Below are 4,756 nucleotides of genomic sequence, written 5' to 3'. Positions count from 1 at the left end.
GCCCCGACCGGGGCCGCCGCCCATCGGCGTTCCGGGACCTCTACGTACGGTGGCAGCTGTACGCCAGGGTGCCGAGCAGCAGCCGGGCCGGCGGGGGAGCGGCCGCCGTGTCCAGAGCGGGCGGGCGCAGCCAGCGCACCGGGCCGAGGCCGCCGAGGTCGCAGGGCGGCGCGGTGATGTGGGTGCCCGGCCCGAGGGCACGCAGATCGAGCGGGGCGTCGTCCCAGCCCATCCGGTAGAGCAGCTCCGGAAGCTGGGCGGCGGCTCCGGGGGCGACGAAGAACTGCGCCCGTCCGTCCGGGGTCACCGCCACCGGGCCGAGCGGCAGCCCCATCCGCTCCAGCCGGACCAGCGCCCGCCGGCCGGCCGCCTCCGCCACCTCCAGGATGTCGAAGGCTCGGCCCACCGGCAGCATCATCGGGGCCCCGGGGACCTCGGCCCAGGCGCAGGCCGCGTCGTCGAGGGAGGCTCCGGCGGGAACCTCGCGGGCGGACTCCAGCGGATGGGCGCCTGGTGCGGCGCAGCGCCGGTCTCCGCAGGAGCAGACGCGGGAGCCGGTCCGTGCGCGGGCGCCGGGCCGTACGGCCCATCCCCACAGACCGGTGTACTCCGCCACGGCCGTACTCCCGGCCGTGCGGTCGCGTCGCCGCGATCCGGATCGCAGCTCACGGATGCCGCCGATCGTGAAGCCCATGCCCCCTCCAACGGGTCCGGAGCGCCGATGGTTACGTGGCGGCGGGGTCCCGCGGTCCGGCAGCCCGCCGGTGGTCGCCCCCGAATGGGCGGCGCACGGGAGTACTCGGCCGTGCACGATTCGATCCGCGCAACCCGAAGCACTCCTTCGCGCCCCCTGTTGTTCGGCGCCTGTCAAGTCAAGCGCGCCCCGCGCCGGACAGCTTCATTCGAGGGGGTGGCGAATGGTGGCGTTTCTGAATTCGCCCTCGCGGCGAGGGTGATCGTAGGATTACCGTCGGTACACGGACTCTGGGAGTATGAGCACCCGCGGGTATGCCGGTGGCAACCCGTTTTCTTGTTCGATGGCGGACGACTTCCGTACGGGCGGTACCGGGTTACGGCATTCTGGGTAGCCGGGCAGAGGTTCGCACGAAGAGGTTTCGGCGAGATGGGGGCGTTCCGGTGAGTGGCAGTGGCGCAGGCGATACGAATGCCGGAAAGCGCCCCAACGGGCAATTGGGATCATGGTTCGTGCGCAGCGGCTGGTCCAAGGGTGAGCTCGCGCGCCAGGTCAACCGGCGGGCCCGCCAGATGGGTGCCCACCACATCAGCACCGACACCTCGCGCGTGCGGCGGTGGCTCGACGGCGAACAGCCCCGCGAGCCGATCCCGCGCATCCTGTCCGAACTCTTCTCGGAGCGCTTCGGCAGCGTCGTCGCCGTGGAGGACCTCGGGCTGCGGACCGCCCACACGTCGCCGTCCGTCTCCGGAGTGGACCTGCCCTGGGCGGGCCCCCAAACCGTCGCCCTGCTCAGCGAGTTCTCCCGCAGCGACCTGATGCTCGCCCGCCGGGGCTTCCTCGGCTCCTCGCTCCAGCTCGCCGCCGGACCCACACTGATCGAGCCCATGCAGCGCTGGCTGGTGCCGGTCGCCCCCACTGGCCCGGCCGAACCCGAATCGCCCGCCGCCGCCCGCCGCCCGTCCCGTCTTTCCAAGCCCGAACTCGACCTGCTGGAATCCACCACGGCGATGTTCCGCCAGTGGGACGCGCAGTGCGGCGGCGGGCTGCGCCGCAAGGCGGTCGTCGGCCAACTCCACGAGGTCACCGACCTGTTGCAGGAGCCCCAGCCCGCCGCCACCGCCGTCCGGCTCTTCCGCTGCGCCGCCGAACTCGCCGAGCTGGCAGGCTGGATGAGCTACGACGTAGGCCTCCAGCCCACCGCCCAGAAGTACTTCGTCCTCGCCCTGCACGCGGCCAAGGAAGCCGGGGACAAGTCGCTGGGCTCGTACGTCCTCTCCAGCATGAGCCGGCAGATGATCCACCTCGGCCGCCCGGACGACGCCCTGGAGCTGATCCACCTCGCGCAGTACGGCAGCCGGGAGTGCGCGACCGCACGCACCCAGTCGATGCTGTATGCGATGGAGGCCCGCGCCTACGCCAACATGGGCCAGCCCGGAAAGTGCAAGCGCGCGGTCCGCATGGCCGAGGACACCTTCCTCGACGCCGGTCTGGACGACGAGCCCGAGCCCGACTGGATCAAGTTCTTCTCCGAGGCCGAACTCAACGGCGAGAACGCCCATTCCTACCGTGACCTGGCCTATGTCGCCGGCCGCAGTCCCACGTACGCCTCGCTCGCCGAACCCGCCATGGCCAGAGCCGTCGAGCTTTTCGCCGAGGACGACGAGCACCACCGCAGCTACGCGCTCAACCTCATCGGCATGGCCACCGTCCATCTGCTCAAGCGCGAGCCCGAAAAGTCGATGGTGCTGGCCGGCCAGGCACTCGCCGTCGCCAAGAAGGTCCGGTCCGAGCGGGTCAACACCCGTCTGCGCAAGACCGTCGACGCCGCTGCCAGGGACTTCGGGGACGTGGCCGACGTCGCGCACCTCACCGAGGCGCTCGGCGACCAGTTGCCGGAGACCGCCGAAGCGATCTGATCCGGCGCCGCGCCCACCGGCCGCGGCGGCCACCCCGAGACCACCGGCAGGCTCTTTCGTGCCAGGTGGGCGGGGGGCCGCCGTGGCCGGTTCGCGTGTCGCGGGATTTCAACCGCACCGTATGCGGCATGGACCGCATGGTAGGCGGGACACCGGTTACGTCGCTCCGGGTTCATGCCGACGTAACACTCCCGGCGGCTTCGTCACTGCGGCGAAACACCGAGCGGCATCCGTGGAAACGGTGCTCCGCCAATCTCATGGCGCATAAGGCCCGCACCTTTCCCAGTGGTCCCGCAGCCTTCCCCCGCACGCCGCGGCCGCTCCGACGACGAGGAGACGCCGATGCCCCCAGGCATCACGACGCTTGCCGCAGACACCCCCCAGCTGTCTGCCGCCAACACCGGGTTCATGCTCATCTGCTCGGCCCTGGTGATGCTCATGACCCCGGCCCTGGCCTTCTTCTACGGAGGCATGGTCCGCGTCAAGAGCAGCCTGAACATGCTGATGATGAGCTTCATCAGCCTCGGGATCGTGACGATCCTGTGGGTGCTCTACGGATTCAGCCTCGCCTTCGGCACCGACTCCGGCTCCCTCATCGGCTGGTCGTCCGACTACGTCGGCCTCAGCGGAATCGGTCTGACCGAGCTTTGGGACGGCTACACCATCCCGGTGTACGTCTTCGCCGTCTTCCAGCTGATGTTCGCCATCATCACCCCCGCCCTGATCAGCGGTGCTCTCGCCGACCGCGTGAAGTTCACCGCCTGGGCGCTCTTCATCACCCTCTGGGTGACCGTGGTCTACTTCCCCGTCGCCCACTGGGTCTGGGGCGCCGGCGGCTGGCTCTTCGAGCTGGGCGTCATCGACTTCGCCGGCGGTACGGCCGTCCACATCAACGCGGGTGCGGCGGCCCTCGGTGTGATCCTCGTGATCGGCAAGCGCGTCGGCTTCAAGCGCGACCCGATGAGGCCGCACAGCCTGCCGCTCGTCATGCTCGGCGCCGGCCTCCTGTGGTTCGGCTGGTTCGGCTTCAACGCCGGCTCCTGGCTCGGCAACGACGACGGCGTGGGCGCCGTGATGTTCGTCAACACGCAGGTCGCCACCGCCGCCGCGATGCTCGCCTGGCTCGGGTACGAGAAGCTGCGCCACGGTTCCTTCACCACCCTCGGTGCCGCCTCCGGCGCCGTCGCCGGACTCGTCGCCATCACCCCCTCGGGTGGTGCCGTCAGCCCGCTCGGCGCGATCGCGGTCGGTGCCATCGCCGGTCTCCTCTGCGCCATGGCGGTCGGCCTGAAGTACAAGTTCGGCTACGACGACTCGCTCGACGTCGTCGGCGTCCACCTCGTCGGCGGTGTCGTCGGCTCGCTGCTCATCGGGTTCTTCGCCACCGGCGGAGTCCAGTCCGACGCCAAGGGCCTCTTCTACGGCGGCGGCCTCGACCAGCTCGGCAAGCAGGCCGTAGGAGTCTTCTCCGTCCTGGCCTACTCTCTGGTGGTGTCCGCGGTCCTCGCCTTCCTCGTCGACAAGACGATCGGGATGCGGGTCACCGAGGACGACGAGATCTCCGGCATCGACCAGGTCGAGCACGCCGAGACCGCGTACGACTTCAGCGGAGCCGGCGGCGGTGCGTCCTCCCGCACCGCGGCACCGGTCCTCGACACCCCGGCAGCTCCGAACAAGAAGGTGGACGCATGAAGCTCATCACGGCGGTCGTGAAGCCCCACCGGCTGGACGAGATCAAGGAGGCCCTCCAGACCTTCGGCGTCCAGGGGCTGACGGTGACCGAGGCCAGCGGCTACGGACGCCAGCGCGGCCACACCGAGGTCTACCGCGGTGCCGAGTACACCGTCGACCTCGTACCGAAGATCCGCATCGAGGTCCTGGTCGAGGACGAGGACTCCGAACAGCTCATCGACGTCGTCGTGAAGGCGGCCCGCACCGGCAAGATCGGTGACGGCAAGGTCTGGAGCGTGCCGGTCGAGACGGCGGTCCGGGTACGGACCGGCGAACGCGGCCCGGACGCCCTCTGACACCGACGCCCGTAAAACGGAAGGCAGCTGGGTGACGAGTACCGAAGTGACCACCGAAACCGAAGACTCGGGACCCAGCGGCTACGCGGCGGCCCGGCTGCGCCTCCTCCAGCAGG

Annotated in this window: 4 protein-coding genes; 3 read left to right on the top strand and 1 reads right to left on the bottom strand. The window is 70.2% G+C overall.

Annotated elements, in window-relative coordinates; genetic code table 11:
- Nucleotides 1-40: 40 nt before the first annotated feature.
- A complete protein-coding gene (locus tag ACFWEP_RS31800; RefSeq protein WP_387375332.1) occupies nucleotides 41-694 on the bottom strand; it encodes a bifunctional DNA primase/polymerase in 654 nt (217 codons plus the stop codon).
- Between the two features lie 443 nt (nucleotides 695-1,137).
- Between ACFWEP_RS31800 and ACFWEP_RS31795 the strand changes: the two genes are divergently transcribed.
- From ACFWEP_RS31795 to ACFWEP_RS31785, 3 genes are all read left to right on the top strand, one after another.
- On the top strand, nucleotides 1,138-2,613 hold the full coding sequence (locus ACFWEP_RS31795; protein ID WP_387375330.1) for a hypothetical protein: 1,476 nt from the start codon (nucleotides 1,138-1,140) through the stop codon (nucleotides 2,611-2,613).
- Between the two features lie 342 nt (nucleotides 2,614-2,955).
- Complete coding sequence (locus tag ACFWEP_RS31790; RefSeq protein ID WP_387375328.1) at nucleotides 2,956-4,305, top strand: ammonium transporter; 1,350 nt, start codon at nucleotides 2,956-2,958, stop codon at nucleotides 4,303-4,305.
- Nucleotides 4,302-4,640, top strand: a complete 339-nt coding sequence (locus ACFWEP_RS31785) for a P-II family nitrogen regulator (RefSeq protein ID WP_387375326.1) — start codon at nucleotides 4,302-4,304, stop codon at nucleotides 4,638-4,640. Before ACFWEP_RS31790 ends, ACFWEP_RS31785 begins: the two co-directional genes overlap by 4 nt.
- The last annotated feature ends 116 nt before the right edge of the window (nucleotides 4,641-4,756 follow it).

The organism is Streptomyces sp. NPDC060198 (genome assembly GCF_042728415.1).
GTDB lineage: Bacteria > Actinomycetota > Actinomycetes > Streptomycetales > Streptomycetaceae > Streptomyces.
The sequence above is the reverse complement of the archived record's forward strand: the minus strand, read 5'-3'. Positions and strand labels throughout refer to the sequence as shown.